Genomic DNA, 16,961 nt, shown 5'->3' on the forward strand with positions numbered 1-16,961 from the left:
TTTGTCCAACTATAGCTTGTATCCTACTAAAGTGGGTGGATATTTTATGCCCTAAATTTATTTAGGACGCTATTGATCTTAAATTAATTGTTTTGATCTCTTTAGATAATTTTTGTGCCTTTTATAAAATTAATGTTAAGAAAAAAGACAGCTTGAAAAAGCTGTCTTTGTATGATCATAAATGAATAGAATCTTGGGATTCTGTCCTTAAATTATCTTTTGTTTCGAAGATAGAATTTTTGATGATTTGAGAACTTTCGTTCAAAATTGGTAAAATCTGGCTTTCGTCTTTTGTTTCTTTAAATCCTAGTTCTAAAATCGGATCGATATAATACAAAATACTTGATGTTAAAAGTAAAGAGATTATTAATCCTAAAGCCGCTCCACCAAATCGATTAATGATTCCTAAACCAACTGCTTCTACTGTTTTTTGTGTTAAACTTGACGCTAATTTTATTGTGAAAAAAGCAATTGCAAATGTAATAACTAACGCAACCAAAGAAGTTAAGCTATCTGCAACAATGTTGTAAGAATCGACATAAACTTCGATGATTTGATAAAATTTAAAACTGAACCAAATTGCTACAAAAAAACCGACTAACCCAATTAATTGAGAAATAAAACCTTTGAAAAATCCGTTGATAAAACCAAAAGCTAACGCAATTAAAATCAGAATATCAAGTTGATTGAAATCAGTCATTAAGCGTTTTGTAATTGATGTTTTTCAGCGATTTTTTTCAATGTTCCAACTAAGACATCAATATCTTCTTTAGTTGTTTCGTATGAAAAAGATACACGTAAAGGCGTCATTTGATCAATTTCTTCTTCTGTGTACAATGTTTGCATAACTAATGAAACTTTTGCTGCACCAGAACTGCAAGCACTTCCTTGTGAAACAGCGATACCAGCTAATTCTAATTCGAATCCGATTAAGGCATCATGAAATGGTAATTTGATGCTTAATAATGCATACAAACTTTTGTCTAAATCATCTGATAATCCATTGAAAGAAACGCCTGGAATAGCTGCTTTTAATTGATCGATTGTATATTGTTTAATTTCTTTGATGTGATTAACATGAGCTTCTAACTCATCAATTGCTAAATCAAAAGCTTTTGAAAGTCCAACAATTCCGTATACGTTTTCGGTACCAGAACGCATTCCTCTTTCTTGTCCTCCTCCAGCAATCAAGGCTTTTAAATGCGAAGCTTTTTTTGCATATAAAAATCCAGCACCTTTTGGTCCATGAATTTTGTGTGCTGAGCAAGAAGCGAAATCCATTCCCAAATCTTGGAAATCTAAATCGTAATGACCAACTGTTTGCACCGTATCTGTGTGGAACAATGTATTATTTTCTTGACACAATTGCGAAATACGTTTAATATCTGTTAAATTTCCAATTTCGTTATTAGCATGCATCAAAGAAACCAATGTTTTTTTAGATTGATCTTTAACTAATTCCTCTAATTGAGCATAATCAATGTCTCCATTTTTTTGAATATTGATGCGGATTACTTCAACTTTTCCACGATATTCTAAATCTTTGATACTTTCTTGTACGCATTTGTGTTCCATATCCGAAGTAATGATACGTGTAACATCTAAATCATTTACACAAGAACGTATAATCGTATTGTTAGATTCTGTCCCACAAGAAGTAAAATAAATTTCGGCAGGAGAAATATTTAAACGCTGCGCAATGTTCTTTCGAGCCATTTCTATAAGTGCCTTGGCTTCTCTACCAAAAACGTGGGTAGAAGATGGATTTCCGAAAACATTTTTCATCACATTTGCCATTTCGTCAACTACTTCTGGACGAATTGCTGTGGTTGCTGCATTGTCTAAATATACTCTTTGCATTATCGATTATTTACTGTATTGTTGTTTACTTTGAGGTTTTGAACAACAAATTTAAGTAAAATGTAAGGATTGAAAAAGTAAAATGTTATTTAAAACGCATCAAGTCCGAAGACAAAAATCTCCACTCAGGTGTAAGAAGTATGCCTTCTTTTGCAATATACCATGGTGAGATTAAATCGTTGCTTGGATTAGAAAGAATATGAATGTCTTGACTTGGATAATAACTTTGAGCCAAAATGAATATATTATTCCCATTTTTATCTTTCGCTAAATCAATTACCATTACAGCATGACTTTTTATATTTCCCTTTTGAAAAAATACATCGCCAATTTGAATCTCTTTGATAGAGATTGGTTTTAATAATTCAGCAATTGTATTTGAATTTGTATTTTCTAAATAATAGATCAAATATTGCATGTATTTCGTATGAGAATAATCTCCTTTTACATAGTCAGTGTAAGGAATTGGCTTTGTAGAAATTTTAGACAATTTATCTATTTCATTGTATTTTTTCGAACGGAAGAAATACTCTAAACGCAAACTCATCATCGCATTTGCATTAAACTGTACATTTTTTTTGGGTTGTTCTAAATCTAAAACTCCTACATATATATTTGGATTAGATTTTTTTTGACCATCAAAAGAATAAACAGCTGTATTATTGTTTTTGAGCGGAAGGTTATTTATCCATTTACCAAAATCTGTATAATTTTGATTCCTTTCATAATTTGGAGGTGTATCAAATCTCTTGAAAATCTTTAATTCACGTGTATGAACTAAACTACTTTCTTCATTTTCAAGCAATTCATTATTTGAAGATGATTTTAAAATCTGTGTGTTACAAGATGATAAAATGGTAAAAAACGATAGAGTTAAAAAAAATGTATTCTTAAAAATTTTCATTGAAATGTTGAAAAAAACGTGCTATTCTTTGGTTAAGAGTTGAATTTGATCTCTTAATTCGGCTGCTTTTATAAAATCTAAATTTTTTGCAGCATTTTCCATTTCTTTCTGCAATTTTTGTACCAATTTCTCTTTATCTTCTGTCGAATAATTTTCATTAATCTCTGCTGCTTGTTGAATCAAATGTTTTTGTTCGTAAGGATTTTCTTCAAAATCTGCTGCAGCTAAACTTAGTTTCGTTATTTTTTTGTTTAAAGCTTGCGGAACTTTATTGTGATCTTTGTTGTATTTCATTTGAATTTCACGACGACGATTTGTTTCATCAATCGTTAATTGCATACTATCTGTAATTCTATCTGCGTACATAATCGCCAAACCATTCACGTTACGAGCAGCACGACCAACCGTTTGCGTTAAAGAACGATGACTTCTTAAAAAACCTTCTTTATCAGCATCCAAAATTGCTACTAGAGAAACTTCAGGTAAATCTAAACCTTCTCTCAAAAGATTAACTCCAACCAAAACATCAAATAATCCAGCGCGTAAATCAGCCATAATCTGAACACGTTCTAATGTATCCACATCAGAATGAATATAACGACATCGAACGCCATATTTTGTCAAATATTTCGTTAACTCTTCCGCCATTCGTTTCGTTAAAGTAGTGACCAAAACACGTTCGTCTAACTCTACTCGTTTATTGATTTCTTCCATCAAATCATCGACTTGATTTTGTGTTGGACGAATTTCAATAATTGGATCTAATAATCCTGTTGGACGAATGACTTGCTCTACAACAACTCCTTCCGATTTTTCTAATTCATAATTCGCAGGTGTTGCTGAAACATAAATCACTTGATTTTGTAAAGCTTCAAATTCTTCGAATTTTAACGGACGATTGTCCATTGCAGCTGGAAGTCGGAAACCATATTCTACTAAATTCTCCTTGCGCGAGCGGTCTCCACCATACATTGCATGAACTTGAGAAACTGTAACGTGCGACTCATCAATCACCATCAAATAATCTTCTGGGAAATAATCTAACAAACAGAATGGACGAGTTCCTGGTTCGCGACCGTCTAAGTATCTCGAATAATTCTCGATTCCAGAACAATATCCCAATTCTTTGATCATTTCCAAATCGAATTCAGTACGTTCTTGCAAACGTTTTGCTTCGAGATGTTTTCCGATTTCATGATAATATTCAACTTGTTTACCCAAATCGATCTGAATATCAGCAATTGCACCATTTAAAGTGTCTTTAGAAGTAACAAAAAGATTGGCTGGATAAATATTAATTTTATCTAATTTAGTTGAAGTTTTACCTGTTTCTACATTGAAAACTGAGATTTCTTCGATTTCATCACCAAAGAAATTAATTCTGATTCCATCATCCGCATAAGCAGGGAAAATATCTAATGTATCTCCTTTAATTCTAAAATTTCCGCGTTGAAAAATACCTTCTGTTCTCGAATATAAAGCTTGGACTAATTTATGCAAAAAAGCTGTTCTCGAGATAATTTGCCCCGTTTCAATCTGAATCACATTTTTATGAAATTCTGTTGGATTTCCAATACCATATAAACACGAAACTGAAGCCACAACCAAAATATCGCGACGACCAGAAAGTAGGGAGGAAGTTGTACTTAAACGAAGCTTTTCAATTTCTTCATTAATTGATAAATCTTTCTCAATATAGGTTCCTGATGAAGGAATGTAAGCTTCTGGTTGATAATAATCATAGTAAGAAACGAAATATTCGACTGCATTATTCGGAAAAAATTCTTTGAATTCCATATACAACTGTGCCGCCAACGTTTTGTTATGTGCCAAAACTAAAGTTGGACGTTGCACATCTTGTACAACATTCGCGATTGTAAATGTTTTACCAGAACCTGTAACACCCAAAAGTGTTTGATAACGATCATTATTTAGAATACCATTTGATAATTCTTCAATAGCTTTTGGTTGATCACCAGTTGGCTTGAATTCAGAATTTAATTGAAACTGCATTCTACAAATTTACAAATTATTCAGATAAAAAAGGATTGTTATGAATTGTGATTTTACATAGAAGTTGATAAAAAATAAAAAGGCGACTTTAAGTCACCTTTTCATCAAAACCACAAAAAAATGAGAAAACTGTTTACTTAGTAAACAAACTTCCTTCCATTATTACAAGCTATTGCCCGCTATAACCATTGCAAATATATGTCGGTTTTCTGTGCGTGCACAATAATTTGTAATACTTTGTTTTATTGGTGTCGATAAAAGTTATTTATAATAGTGTTAAAACGTCTGATTACAACGTTTTCGTTGATTTGAATAAACTTTATAGTGTTAAGTTTACACTAGCGAATTTTCGCTAAATTCCATAATTTATCTAATTCGGAAATGGTTAAATCAGCTATGTTTTGACCATTTTCTTTCGCGATTTCTTCTAATTTCTGAAAACGTGTGATAAATTTTTTGTTCGATCTTTCTAAAGCATCTTCAGAATTGATGCCATTAAATCGTCCATAATTAATCAAAGAAAATAAAATGTCACCAAATTCCATCTCTTTATCTGTTGGATTTTGTTCTTCTTTGAATTCATTAATTTCCTCGATAATTTTATCAAAAACTTGATCAGAATTTTCAAATTCAAATCCAACACCTTTTACTTTGTCTTGAATTCGGTAAGCTTTTACCATTGCTGGGAGAGAAGTAGGAACGCCAGAAAGTACAGATTTGTTACCTTCTTTTAGTTTGATTTGTTCCCAATTTTGAAGCACCTTTTCTTCTGTATTTGCTTCTACATCGCCGTAAATATGTGGATGACGATGAATTAATTTGTCACAAATACCATTTAAAACATCAGCAACATCGAAGTTGTTTTGTTCTGATGCGATTTTAGAATAAAAAACTAGGTGAAGAAAAACATCACCTAGTTCTTTTTTTATTTCATCCGAATCTTTTTCGATGATGGCATCCGAAAGTTCATAAATTTCTTCGATAGATAACGTACGCAACGTTTCCATTGTTTGTTTACGATCCCACGGACATTTTTCACGTAATTCATCCATTATATCCAACAATCTTTCGAAAGCCTGTAATTGATCTTTACGTGTATTCATCTCTAATTATTCAGCGTCTTTATCTTTTTTTGCTGTTGTTTTTTTAGCAGCAGTTTTTTTAGCAGGTTTTTCTTCAGCGTCTTTTTTGTCAGCAGCCTTTTTAGCAGGAGCTTTCTTTTTTGGTTTTTCTTCCACAACAACTTCTTCTGTAGCTTCTACTTCAGCAACAGGAGCTTCTTGTGCTTGTTGAGCAGCCATTGCAGCTTCTACAGCAGCTAAGTCGATGTTTAATAATCCGTTTTTGTGTAAGATATTATACCATTGGAATAATTTTTTCAAATCAGAATCATAAACTCTTGAATCGTCATATTCTGGTAAAACTTCTTCCATATATTTACGCAATTCTGCACCAGAAGTTTTGTAATCGATCGTTTCTCCTCCGTTTTCTTTTTTGTAAATTCTGAAGAAAACTTCAGCCAAAGGAAATTCTTGTGATACTCCGTAAATAGCAACGTTGTCTAATAAACTAACATTGTAGTTAGAAGCGATTGAGATTTTTTTACCTTTTTCTAAATCTTCAACAACAAAACCACCTCTTGTTTGAGAAACTAAACGGTATAATCCTGGTTTTCCTGAAATTGCGATAACTCTTGATAAATCCATATTCTATTATGTTTAAGGGTCTATGAAGGGAATTTCATTTTGTAACTCGTGTTTACTTTCCCTTTTGTTATATTTTTTAATTTATTACTTATTAATTTCTTTTTAAAGCTCGAAATATAGTCAATAAAAAGCTTTCCTTCCAAATGATCGTATTCGTGTTGAATAACTCGAGCGCGAATATCCGAAAAAGTTTCGGTATGTTTCACCCAATTTTCATCAAAATATTCTAAAGTTACCGATTCTGGACGTGTTACATCTTCGTGAATGTGAGGAATACTCAAACATCCTTCTGTAAAAGCCCATTCATCACCTTCAGAACTACTGATTTTTTTTGGATTGATGAAAACTCGTTTGAAATCTTTTAATTCATCTTTTACATCATCATAATCTTCATCTTCTTCGAAAGGCGAGCAATCAACAACAAATAAACGTATATCTTTCCCGATCTGAGGCGCTGCGATACCAACTCCGTTAGAGTCATACATTGTATCGAACATATTTTGGATCAGTTCTTGTAAATTTTTATAATCTTGATCGATTTCTTGTGAAACTTTACGCAAGACAGGATCTCCGTAAGCTACAACTGGTAATACCATTTTCTGATCTTTTTTTATTAATTTAACGGCAAAGATACAATTTGTTATAGTTTATGTGATAAAAATGATTGTAAAATTATTACGGCACTCACTTTATCGACCATTCCTTTTTCTTGACGTTTTTTCTTTTTCATTCCTCCAGCAAACATTGCTTGAGAAGCCATTTTTGAGGTAAACATCTCATTTTCACGATGAATTTTAATCAACGGAAATTGTTCAGAAAATTTTTTCAAAAAAGGTTGAATTTGATTTTCAATCTCATTTAATTCTCCTGAAAAACGAACAGATAATCCAACTACAAGGTCAGAAACGTTTTCTTTCTCGATATATTGTTTCAAGAAATCCATCAATTTTGATGTATCAATTGTATCAACTGGCGAAGCTATAATTTGCAATTCATCGGTTACGGCAACGCCTGTTCTTTTTCCTCCGTAATCTAACGCTAATATTCGTGACATTTGGCAAATTTAAAAAAACGATTCAATAATAAATAATCTCTATGAAATCCCTTGATTATAATTTTTATATTTGTGGCTATTATTAATAAAGATGGAGAATTTAAAACAAATCATAGAAAAAGCTTGGGACAATAGAGAATTGTTACAAGAAGAGTCAACACAAATTGCAATTCGTGAAGTAATTGAGTTAATCGATAACGGACAATTACGTTGTGCAGAACCAGTTGGAGAAGATTGGCAAGTAAACGAATGGGTGAAAAAAGCAGTTGTAATGTATTTCCCAATTCAGAAAATGGAAACTTTAGAAGCAGGAATTTTTGAATACCATGATAAAATGGAATTGAAACGTAACTATGCTGAAAAAGGAATTCGTGTTGTTCCAAATGCTGTTGCCCGCTATGGTGCGTATATTTCTTCGGGAGTTATTTTAATGCCTTCTTATGTAAATATTGGTGCGTATGTGGACGAAGGAACAATGGTTGATACTTGGGCTACTGTAGGTTCTTGTGCACAAATTGGTAAAAATGTTCATTTATCTGGTGGTGTAGGAATCGGTGGAGTTTTAGAGCCATTGCAAGCTGCGCCAGTAATTATTGAAGATAATGCGTTTATCGGATCTCGTTGTATCGTTGTAGAAGGAGTTCGTGTAGGTAAAGAAGCGGTTTTAGGAGCAAATGTTGTGTTGACAGCATCTACTAAAATTATTGATGTAACAGGTGACGAACCAGTAGAAATTAAAGGTTATGTTCCTGCTCGTTCAGTTGTAATTCCAGGTTCTTATACAAAGAAATTTGCTGCAGGTGAATACCAAGTTCCATGTGCTTTGATCATCGGAACTCGTAAAGAGTCTACAGATAAAAAAACTTCATTAAACGATGCATTACGCGAGCATAATGTGGCGGTTTAAGTAGAATAAATTTTATAAAATATAATCCTCAGCAGTTTTGTTGAGGATTTTTTATTTTCGAATCAAACATATTTTAGTAGTTTTGCTTTATAACTATGTTTTATGAAAATTTTGATTATCCAACACAAGATGATAGGCGATGTTTTAATCACATCATTGTTGTGCGAAAATATCAAAAGAGCTTATCCAAATGCTATTGTTGATTATTTAATCAATAGTAATACTTTGCCTGTTTTAGAGAATAATCCATACATCGATCATAAAATTGTTTTCGATGAAAAAGAAAACAAAGGCTTGATGAATTTGATTAAATTCTCGAAAAAAGTTAATCAAAATAGATATGATATTGTAATTGATGCTTACTCAAAATTACAGAGTTGGGTAGATGTTTTTATCAATAATGCACCAAAAAAAATATCGTACAAAAAGATTGGAAGAACGTTTTTGTATACAGATAATGTAGAAAAACATGACGAACCAAATTCATATTTAGGTTTAGCAATCGAACATCGTTTGTCTTTATTGAAGCCTTTAGGAATTGAAATTCCTTTGGCAACAGAACCGAAATTGTATTTAACAGAAGAAGAAATAAACTTTGCGAAAGATTTATTTGAAAAACATCAAGTTGATTCTACTCGTAAATCAGTTATGATTAGTTTACTTGGTTCTGATCCTTCAAAAACTTATCCGTTGAATCAAATGGCAAAAATGGTTGATTTTATTGGTCAACATTATAATGTCAATATTTTATTCAATTATTTTCCGAAACAATTATCGCAAGCAAAAGAAGTATATAATCAATTATCTGATGAAACCAAATCGAAAGTTTATTTTGAATTGTTGGGTAATGATTTGCGCGAGTTTATTGCAATTGCAAACGAATGTGATGTGATTGTAGGAAATGATGGAGGAGCAATTAATATGTCCAAGGCTTTAGGGAAAAAATCGTTTATTATTTTTTCTCCTTGGATTGATAAAAAAGTTTGGGCAACTTTCGAAGATGGAATTCATCACACAAGTGTTCATTTAAAAGATTATTTTCCTGAAAAACTTGGAGATTTAAACAATCGTCAAATAAAAAAACAAGTTGATGAATTTTATTCAATCTTTGATTTCGATTTGTTTAAAGAAAAGTTAGAATATTTCTTATCACCATTAATAAAATAAAAACAGAAATTTTGAGTTTCTATTTATAAAATTAGATTACTATAGAGAATGTCTACTAAAATTTCTGCTCTACTAATTACACTTAACGAAGAAAAAAACATCAAAAGATTTCTTGATGAGGCTAGTTATGCAGATGAAATAATAATTGTAGATTCATATAGTACAGACAAAACGGAAGAAATTGCATTCCAAAATCCAAAAGTAAAGTTTGTAAAACGCAAGTTTGATAATTTCACAAATCAACGAAATTATACACTTTCTTTGGCAAAAAATGATTGGGTCACTTTTTTTGATGCAGATGAAGAACTTTCATCTGAATTAAAAGAAGAATTAATAAAGAAAGTAAATTCAAATTTACAGGATGTAGCTTTTATGGCTTATCATTCATTTTATTTTAAGAATAAGAAAATAGAATTTTCTGGTCAGCAAAATGTGAGAGCTGTTCGTCTTTTTAGAAAATCTAAATGTAGATATAAAGATGGTTTGATGGTTCATGAATTATTAGAATGTGATGGGGCAGTAGGTGATTTGGAACAAAAAGTGAAACATCATACGTTTATTGATGAAGAATATTATTTAGATAAACTTAATAGTTATTCTCGCTTACGAGCACAAGAACTTCGTCTCAAAAATTTGAAACCATCATTTTATCATTATACCATAAAGCCTGCTTATCGTTTTTTCAATTATTTTGTGGTGAGATTTGGTTTTTTAGATGGAAAAGATGGTTATACAATTGCAAAACTACATGCAATTTCTGTTGCAAATCGTTATAAATATTTGGACGAAATTTATAGAAAAGAAAATCAAAACTTAGGTTAAATAAAGAAGTTTGAGATTTTATTATACATTTGTCATACATTAAAAATAATACAATGAAAGCATATGTTTTTCCAGGACAAGGCGCTCAATTCTCTGGAATGGGTAAAGACTTGTACGAAAATTCTGAAATCGCAAAAGAATTATTTGACAAAGCAAACGAAATCTTAGGATTTGATATAAAATCAATTATGTTTGAAGGTTCTGCTGAAGACCTAAAACAAACAAAAGTTACGCAACCAGCAGTTTTTTTACATTCTGTTATTTTAGCGAAAATTTTACCAGATTTTAAACCAGAAATGGTTGCAGGACATTCTTTAGGAGAAATTTCTGCTTTAGTTGCAAATGGAACTTTAGACTTTGAATCTGGATTAAAATTAGTTTACAAACGTGCTTTAGCAATGCAAGCTGCATGTGAAGCTAATCCATCTACAATGGCTGCAATCTTAGGGTTAGAAGATAAAATTGTAGAAGATGCTTGTGCAGAAATTGATGGAGTTGTAGTGGCTGCAAATTACAATTGTCCAGGTCAGTTAGTGATTTCTGGAGAAATTGAAGCGGTTAATGTAGCATGCGAAAAACTGAAAGAGTTAGGTGCAAAACGAGCATTAGTTTTACCAGTAGGAGGAGCTTTTCACTCACCTTTAATGAAACCTGCTGAAGAAGAATTAGCACAAGCTATTGAAGAAACAACATTCAATACTCCAATTTGTCCAGTTTATCAAAATGTAAGCACAACAGCTGTTACAGATCCTGCTGAAATTAAGAAAAACTTGATTGCTCAATTAACTGCTCCAGTAAAATGGACGCAATCTGTTCAAAATATGATTGCTGATGGTGCGAGTGAATTTATTGAGGTTGGACCAGGAAATACTTTACAAGGTTTAGTGAAAAAAATAAACAGAGAGGTCTCAACTTCTTCGGCACAAATCTAAACGAAATGAAAACATACCGTTCCAATGGAAAATTATTCCTTATCGGGGAATATATTGTGATTGATGGGGCGAAAGCATTTGCATTGCCCACAAAATATGGGCAATGTTTGTTTGTGGAAAATTCATCAGAAATAGAAAATTTAATCACTTGGAAAGCAACTAAATTTGATAATTCTATTTGGTTTGAAACTAAAGTTAGATTGAATGATTTAGAAATAATTTCGTCTACAAATGATAAATTAAGTCAATCATTACAAAATATTTTAAAACAAGCTAAAATTTTAAATCCTGATTTTTTTGATTCTAATAACAGTTATCAATGTTTAACGAAGTTAGAATATCCGCAAGAATGGGGACTGGGAAGTAGTTCGACTTTGATTGATTTGATTAGTCAATGGATAGAAATAAATCCGTTTGAATTAAATCAATTAACCTTCAATACAAGTGGTTATGATATTGCATGTGCGCATCATCATCAGCCCATTTTGTTTTCGAATAATCCTATCGAAGTAGAAGATTTAGAATTGAATTGGAATTTTAAAGATCAACTTTATTTTGTTTATCTTAATCAAAAGCAAGATACACAAGCCGTTGTTGGAAATCATTATAAGAACAAATCAAAAGATTGGAAAATGATTCAAGAGCTTTCTGATTTGGTTGTTCAAGCAACTAAAGTTGAGAATTTAACTGATTTAGAATCTATTTTAGATGAATATCAAGAACGATTAGGAGATTTTATGCAAATTTCGCAAGTCAAAGAATTGCATTTTCCTGATTATTTAGGAGCTGTAAAAAGCCTCGGAGCTTGGGGCGGAGATTTTGTTTTAGTGACGTATAGAGAAGGAATGAACGATTATTTTAAAGAAAAAGGATATGAGATTATTATTCCGTTTTCTGAAATGATAAAATAACAAAAAAGCAGATTTAATTTTAAATCTGCTTTTTTGTTATTGTTTTTTACCAATCATGGCTTTTAATTTCTTTTTTCGAGCTTGTTTTGTTTGAAATTTTTGCTGGAATTCTTGTGTTTTATTCCACATTTCTTTAATAACTTCTTGTTCTGGTTTATTAATAAGTTTCGCATATTCTTTTCCCATAATTTCTATCATTTCTTTTTGAGGAGTTAGACGAGAAAAATTTTTCATTCGAATATCAAAACTCATTGAATTATGAAAATTCATGCGATTTAAATCAACCAAATAAAACTCATATTGATTTTCTCCAACTTGCTTAATTAAAGTATTTCCAGGAGAATGATCCAAAAATTCAATTCCAGCTTCATGCAAATCAAATGTGAATTTTGTAAATTGTTTCAAGATTTCATTTCGATTTGAATAATTAATATCTAAAACTAATTCTCTAAAAGTTATTTCAGATGTAACTAATTCACAAAAATAATAACTTTTTAAAAATGAGATTGTATTAAAATTTTCGACATATGCGATTGGAGTAGGTGTTTTAAAACCTAAATCAATTAATTTATTAGCATATAAGAATGATCGTTCAGCTTTTGATTTTCTGAAAAATCGATATACAAATTTATTGACAATATTCGGAATTTTGAATGATTTAATCGTAGCAATTTTACCCGATTTTAATGTCTTTTTTTTGATAGAATTTCTTGTGCCTTTTGCAATATAATCGTCAATCAAGTCAAAATTGTCAATAATGGATTTGATTTCAGTTTGCGTAGTTTGATAATTATTATTTACGACAATTTTCTGTGTCATTTTTCAAAATATTATAATTAATATAGAAAAAATCTATATTTCATTTTAATCTGTCAAAGATATGTCTATTTTTGTTGAAAATAAGGACAACTTAAAACAAGTTTTTTAAAAATTTTAGAACCTAACTTATGGTAAAAAAAATTCTTTTAGAATCTCATAATCTAAAGAATCGTGCAACTGGTTTCGGAGTTTTTAATTACGAATTGATTAAAGCTCTTTCGAAATTAAATTTTGATGATCAAATTTATTTACTTTACAAAAAACCTGAAGATTTAAGGACTGAATTTGGTACTAAATTTCATTATAAAAAATATTATAGTTTAATGCGCAATCCGTTTTTCAGAACGCGTGAAAAGTATGATGTTTGGCACTCCTTAAATCAAAATATAAAAGTTGAACCTTGTCATAAACCAAAAAAATATGTTTTGACGATTCATGATGTTAATTTTATGGAAGAAAATTCGCTTGATTATAGTCCAAATCACATTAAATATTTTAAAGAAAAGATTAAGCGAGTAGATGTTATCACATTTATTTCTGAATATGCAAAGAAACAAACTATGCAATATTTTGATATTTCGGGAATAGAAAATACAATAATTTATAATGGAAATTCAATTTCAGAAATTATAAATTGTGATGATTTTCAATCTCCATTAGATATTTCAAAACCTTATTTTTATACGATTGGAGCTTTTCTTGAAAAGAAAAATTTTGAATCACTTGTAAAAATGATGAAATTTTTACCAGATTTTAATTTGATTATTTCTGGGAATTGTACGAATGCCTATGGTCAAAAAATAAAAGATTTAATTGCTAAAGAAAAATTAGAAAACCAAGTTTTTTTATCAGGTAAAGTTTCTGAACGAGCAAAGCAATTTTATATGCAAAATTGCGAAGCGTTCTTATTTCCATCAACTGGAGAAGGTTTTGGTTTGCCTCCCTTAGAAGCGATGAGCTTTGGAAAACCAATTATTTTATCTGATAAAACGTCTTTACCAGAAATTGGTGGAAAAGATGCGTTTTATTGGAATGATTTTGAACCAGAATATATGAAAAATGTAGTGGAAGATGCGTTAAATCAATACAATCAAAATTCAGATTATTTTATAGAAGCTTATATCAAAAGAGCTGGAAGTTTTAGTTGGGATAAAGCGGCAAATGAATATCTAAAGGTCTATGAAATCTAAAATCTATTTTGCGATAAATAATATTTCGAAGAAAATCGACTTCATTCAACTTTCCTATAATACCTTTGCACTCAAATTTATAAAACAAAGAAAATGTCAGATATAAACGAAATTGTAGCCAAACTAAAACAAGGAGAAACAATGCTTTATCCAACAGACACAATTCTTGGACTGGGTTGTGATGCGAAGAATGAGGCTGCAATCGAAAAAATTTATCAGATAAAAAATCGTCCTTCATCAAAATCGTTGATTATTTTGGTTGATTCTCCACGTATGTTACAAAATATTGTTGAGGTGCCAGAATTAGCTTGGGATTTGATTGATTTGAACGAAAAACCTCTTACAATTATTTACGATAATCCAAAAGGTTTACCACAATCGTTAATTGCAGAAGATAATACAATTGCCATTCGAATGACTGATGATTTGTTTTGTAAAAAAATCATCGGGAAATTAGGAGGACCAATTGTGTCTACATCGGCTAATTTATCAGGAGAATCTTCTCCAAAAGTGTTTTCGGAAGTTAATCCTACTATTTTAGAGCGTGTTGACTTTTATCCAGATGAAACAAAAACCTTTGTACCTCAGTTCACTGCATCAACGATAATTAAATTAGGTCTAGATAACGAAGTAAAAGTTATTAGAGAGTAGTTTTTTATTTCAAAACTTATACTTTTGCAGAATGAAAATCTTAGAAGCCGTATCAAATCCAATTTTTAGAAATGTAGCAGAAGTTGCTGATGAAATTAATCAAGAAACTTATGTGGTTGGTGGATTTGTACGCGATTATTTATTGAATCGTGGTCAGAAAAAGGACATCGATTTTGTAACAGTTGGAAATGGAATTTTATTGGCTAAAGAATTGGCTAATAAATTAGGACATACATCACAAGTTTCAGTTTTTAAACGTTTTGGAACAGCAATGTTCAAATATAAAGACACAGATTTGGAATTTGTAGGTGCGCGAAAAGAAAGTTATTCAGAAGATAGTCGAAAACCACATGTTGAAGACGGAACGTTGGAAGACGACCAAAAACGTCGTGATTTTACGATCAATACATTGGCAATTTCGATGAATAAAGAGAATTTTGGCGAATTAATTGATCCTTTTAATGGAGTAGAAGATTTGAATAATAAAATTATCAAAACACCATTAGAGCCGAATGTTACCTATTCTGATGATCCTTTGCGTATGATGCGTGCGATTCGTTTTGCAGCTCAATTGGATTTTGAAATAGAAAAAAAATCTTTTCAGGCAATAATTGATAATGCAGAACGTATTAATATCGTATCTTTTGAACGCGTAATGGATGAGTTTCAGAAAATTATGATGACTGACAAACCTTCGGTCGGATTATTGTTGTTGGAACAATCAGGATTAATGCAACATATTTTACCAGAATTGGTTGCGTTAAAAGGAATCGAAGAGGTTGAAGGTCAGAAACATAAAGATAATTTTTATCATACGTTAGAAGTCGTTGATAATATTTCTGTCAACACAGATAATGTTTGGTTACGTTGGGCAGCGTTGTTGCATGATATTGGAAAAGCTGTAACAAAACGTTTTGATAAAAATGTAGGTTGGACATTTCATTCGCATGAATTTGTTGGATCAAAAATGGTATTAAAATTGTTCAGACGATTAAAATTACCATTAGGACCGCAAGTAAAATATGTTCAGAAGTTAGTCATGATGAGTTCTCGACCAATTGCTGTTGTAACAGACGACGCTACAGATTCGGCATTACGTAGATTATTGTTTGATGCTGGAGAAGATTTCGACGATTTAATTACGCTTTGCAAAGCTGATATTACAACAAAAAATGAACGTAAACAAAAACGTTTCAAACAAAATTTTGAAGTTGTAGAACAAAAAATAAAAGATGTTGAAGAACGTGATAAAGTACGTAATTTTCAACCACCAATTACAGGTGAACAAATAATGGAAATATTTGATATTCAGCCAGGAAAAGAGATTGGAATCTTAAAAAATGCCATCAAAGAAGCAATTTTAGAAGGCGAAGTAGAAAATAATTATAATTCTGCATTAGAATTTGTAATTAATATGGGAAAAGATTTAAATTTGGAACCGAAAAATATTTAGAAAGTGATATATAAAATTCGTGTATTCCTTGATGCAAAAGAGGATGTTTTTAGAGACATAGAAATTAAAGAGAAGCAAACATTATTCACATTGTACAAAGGTATAATTAGTGCTTTTAGTTTACAAGGTGAGGAGTTGGCGTCGTTCTATGAAGTAGATGAAGATGGAAACCAAACAAAAGAAATTCCTTTAGAGGATATGTCTGATGATGGAACTGATGAAACAATGGCTGATTTTTATATCAAAGAAGCTTTTGCTAATCAAGGAGATCGTATGGCTTTTGTATATGATTTTATGGAAATGTGGACATTTGTGGCTGAATTAATTTCTGTAGAAGATAAACCAGCTGTTCTTAATTATCCATTAACGGTTTACCGTTTCGGTTCAATGCCTCTTAAAGCGCCTAAAAAAGACATGATGGTTGATTTAGACGATGAAGAAGATATTGATTTTGCAGAAGATGCTGAATTAAATGATTTACAAATCGACGAAGATTTAGACGTAGACGATTTATAAAAACTACAACTAATCAACTTATATATCAAAAAATCTGAATGGCAACATTCAGATTT

The 16,961-nt window shown here is 31.0% G+C and carries 18 protein-coding genes; 9 read left to right on the top strand and 9 right to left on the bottom strand.

Features of this window, described 5'->3' with window-relative positions; translation table 11 throughout:
- Positions 1-175: 175 nt before the first annotated feature.
- The 8 genes from HXZ69_RS12060 to ruvX all read right to left on the bottom strand — a co-directional run bounded on the left by HXZ69_RS12060 (position 176) and on the right by ruvX (position 7,537).
- Complete coding sequence (locus HXZ69_RS12060; protein ID WP_286496127.1) at positions 176-700, bottom strand: CvpA family protein; 525 nt, start codon at positions 698-700, stop codon at positions 176-178.
- Positions 700-1,860 carry a cysteine desulfurase family protein gene (locus tag HXZ69_RS12065; RefSeq protein ID WP_125350150.1) on the bottom strand — a complete coding sequence of 387 codons (1,161 nt, stop codon included), beginning with the start codon at positions 1,858-1,860 and terminating at the stop codon, positions 700-702. The genes HXZ69_RS12060 and HXZ69_RS12065 overlap by 1 nt, the downstream gene beginning before the upstream one ends.
- Positions 1,861-1,945: 85 nt before the next feature.
- A complete protein-coding gene (locus tag HXZ69_RS12070; RefSeq protein WP_286496128.1) occupies positions 1,946-2,764 on the bottom strand; it encodes a DUF4846 domain-containing protein in 819 nt (272 codons plus the stop codon).
- A 21-nt stretch (positions 2,765-2,785) separates the two neighbouring features.
- Positions 2,786-4,777, bottom strand: coding sequence for an excinuclease ABC subunit UvrB (gene uvrB / locus HXZ69_RS12075; RefSeq protein WP_286496129.1), 1,992 nt, complete (start codon positions 4,775-4,777; stop codon positions 2,786-2,788).
- A 338-nt stretch (positions 4,778-5,115) separates the two neighbouring features.
- Entirely contained in the window at positions 5,116-5,880 is a 765-nt protein-coding gene (gene mazG / locus HXZ69_RS12080) for a nucleoside triphosphate pyrophosphohydrolase (protein WP_114999814.1), read from the bottom strand.
- 6 nt (positions 5,881-5,886) lie between these two features.
- Positions 5,887-6,483: a DUF5606 family protein gene (locus HXZ69_RS12085; protein WP_038333500.1), complete on the bottom strand. Its 597-nt coding sequence runs from the start codon at positions 6,481-6,483 to the stop codon at positions 5,887-5,889.
- A gap of 20 nt (positions 6,484-6,503) precedes the next feature.
- Positions 6,504-7,079, bottom strand: coding sequence for a peptide deformylase (gene def, locus HXZ69_RS12090; protein ID WP_114999818.1), 576 nt, complete (start codon positions 7,077-7,079; stop codon positions 6,504-6,506).
- A 44-nt stretch (positions 7,080-7,123) separates the two neighbouring features.
- Positions 7,124-7,537, bottom strand: coding sequence for a Holliday junction resolvase RuvX (gene ruvX / locus HXZ69_RS12095; protein WP_038333513.1), 414 nt, complete (start codon positions 7,535-7,537; stop codon positions 7,124-7,126).
- Between the two features lie 91 nt (positions 7,538-7,628).
- Here ruvX and HXZ69_RS12100 point away from each other — a divergent pair, with 91 nt between their 5' ends.
- From HXZ69_RS12100 to HXZ69_RS12120, 5 genes are all read left to right on the top strand, one after another.
- Positions 7,629-8,444, top strand: a complete 816-nt coding sequence (locus HXZ69_RS12100) for a 2,3,4,5-tetrahydropyridine-2,6-dicarboxylate N-succinyltransferase (protein WP_125350148.1) — start codon at positions 7,629-7,631, stop codon at positions 8,442-8,444.
- A 102-nt stretch (positions 8,445-8,546) separates the two neighbouring features.
- A complete protein-coding gene (locus HXZ69_RS12105) occupies positions 8,547-9,611 on the top strand; it encodes a glycosyltransferase family 9 protein (protein WP_286496130.1) in 1,065 nt (354 codons plus the stop codon).
- Positions 9,612-9,659: 48 nt separating this feature from the next.
- Positions 9,660-10,433 (top strand): glycosyltransferase family 2 protein, encoded by a 774-nt coding sequence (locus HXZ69_RS12110; protein WP_286496131.1) that lies wholly within the window; start codon positions 9,660-9,662, stop codon positions 10,431-10,433.
- 53 nt (positions 10,434-10,486) lie between these two features.
- Entirely contained in the window at positions 10,487-11,365 is an 879-nt protein-coding gene (fabD, locus tag HXZ69_RS12115) for an ACP S-malonyltransferase (RefSeq protein WP_114999826.1), read from the top strand.
- Positions 11,366-11,370: 5 nt separating this feature from the next.
- Positions 11,371-12,276, top strand: coding sequence for a GYDIA family GHMP kinase (locus HXZ69_RS12120; protein WP_286496132.1), 906 nt, complete (start codon positions 11,371-11,373; stop codon positions 12,274-12,276).
- Positions 12,277-12,312: 36 nt separating this feature from the next.
- Here the strand turns inward: HXZ69_RS12120 and HXZ69_RS12125 are convergent, their stop codons facing one another.
- Entirely contained in the window at positions 12,313-13,095 is a 783-nt protein-coding gene (locus HXZ69_RS12125; RefSeq protein WP_286496133.1) for a lipopolysaccharide kinase InaA family protein, read from the bottom strand.
- Between the two features lie 128 nt (positions 13,096-13,223).
- Here HXZ69_RS12125 and HXZ69_RS12130 point away from each other — a divergent pair, with 128 nt between their 5' ends.
- From HXZ69_RS12130 to HXZ69_RS12145, 4 genes are all read left to right on the top strand, one after another.
- Positions 13,224-14,285, top strand: a complete 1,062-nt coding sequence (locus tag HXZ69_RS12130) for a glycosyltransferase family 4 protein (RefSeq protein WP_125350144.1) — start codon at positions 13,224-13,226, stop codon at positions 14,283-14,285.
- A gap of 93 nt (positions 14,286-14,378) precedes the next feature.
- Entirely contained in the window at positions 14,379-14,936 is a 558-nt protein-coding gene (locus tag HXZ69_RS12135) for an L-threonylcarbamoyladenylate synthase (protein ID WP_286496134.1), read from the top strand.
- Positions 14,937-14,967: 31 nt separating this feature from the next.
- Positions 14,968-16,389 (top strand): CCA tRNA nucleotidyltransferase, encoded by a 1,422-nt coding sequence (locus tag HXZ69_RS12140; RefSeq protein ID WP_286496136.1) that lies wholly within the window; start codon positions 14,968-14,970, stop codon positions 16,387-16,389.
- 3 nt (positions 16,390-16,392) lie between these two features.
- A complete protein-coding gene (locus tag HXZ69_RS12145) occupies positions 16,393-16,905 on the top strand; it encodes an IS1096 element passenger TnpR family protein (protein ID WP_038333549.1) in 513 nt (170 codons plus the stop codon).
- Positions 16,906-16,961: the final 56 nt, after the last annotated feature.

This window comes from Empedobacter sp. R132-2, from assembly GCF_030324375.1.
Taxonomy (GTDB): Bacteria; Bacteroidota; Bacteroidia; order Flavobacteriales; family Weeksellaceae; genus Empedobacter; species Empedobacter falsenii_B.